1 protein-coding gene is annotated in these 1227 nt (G+C 66.4%); it reads right to left on the bottom strand.

Going from position 1 to position 1227, the window contains the following annotated elements; all coding sequences use genetic code 11:
• Window positions 1-39: 39 nt before the first annotated feature.
• Window positions 40-1227, bottom strand: a 1188-nt coding sequence (locus ABZ646_RS46935; protein WP_360534000.1) for an IS256 family transposase, incomplete at its 5' end; no start/stop codon positions are given.

Here is a 1227-nt window from a genome sequence, read left to right as displayed (position 1 = left end):
GGGTCTGTGTAGCGAACGGTGGAACTCGGTCGGTTTTGTTCAGTGGCGTCCGGCGGTGAGCCGGCCGTCGAAGGTGATGTCGAAGGCTTGGAGTGCGGCCTTCCAGCGCATGGTCCAGCGTTTGCGTCCTGTGCCGGTCGGGTCCAGGCTCATGACGGCCAGGTAGACGCACTTGAGGGCGGCCTGGTCGGTGGGGAAGTGCCCCCGGGCCCGGACGGCCTTGCGGATCCGCGCGTTGATGCTCTCGATTGCGTTGGTGGTGCAGACGATCTTGCGGATCTCCACGTCGAACTGGAGGAAGGGCACGAACTCCGCCCAGGCCGCCTCCCAGAGCCGGATGATCGCCGGATACTTCCCGCCCCAGGCGTCGGTGAACTCCACGAACCGCTCCAGAGCGGCGTCCTCGGTCGGCGCGGTGTAGACGGGCCTGAGCGCCTTCGCGATCTTCTCCCAGTCCTGTCGGGCCGCGTAACGGAAGCTGTTCCGCAGCAGGTGAACGACACAGGTCTGGACGATCGTCGCAGGCCAGACGGTGTTCACGGCGTCCGGGAGACCGGTCAGGCCGTCACAGACCAGCATCAGGACATCGGCCGCGCCGCGGTTCTTGACCTCGGTCAGGACCTGGAGCCAGTACTTCGCACCTTCACCGCCGTCGCCGATCCACAGGCCCAGAATGTCCCGGTGCCCCTCGGCGGTGACCGCCACCGCCATGTAGACAGGCCGGTTGGCGACCTGCCCGTCCCTGACCTTCACGTTCACACAGTCGATGAACACGACCGGGTAGACGCTGTCCAGCGGACGGTTCTGCCATTCCGTCATGCCGGCCATCACGCTGTCGGTGATCGTGGAGATCGTGGACTTGGAGATCTCCGTGCCATACACCTCGGCGAGATGCGCGGAGATCTCCCCATGCGTCAGCCCCTTCGCCGACAGCGACAGAACCATCTCATCCACGCCGCCCAGACGCCGCTGCCGCTTCTTGACCAGCTGCGGCTCGAACGACCCGGCCCTATCCCGAGGCACCGAGATCTCGACCGGCCCCGACTCTGTGATCACCGTCTTGGAGCGGTGCCCGTTGCGGTAGTTCTCCCTGCCACCCTCGGCCCGCTCACCGGGCTCGTGCCCCAGATGATCCGTGAGCTCGCCCTCCAGAGCGGACTCCAGCACCCGTTTGGTCAGCTGCTGCAGGAGGCCACCCTCCCCGGTGAGCTTCACGCCACCGGCCTG

The organism is Streptomyces sp. NPDC007162 (assembly GCF_040634175.1).
GTDB lineage: Bacteria > Actinomycetota > Actinomycetes > Streptomycetales > Streptomycetaceae > Streptomyces.
The sequence above is the reverse complement of the archived record's forward strand: the minus strand, read 5'-3'. Positions and strand labels throughout refer to the sequence as shown.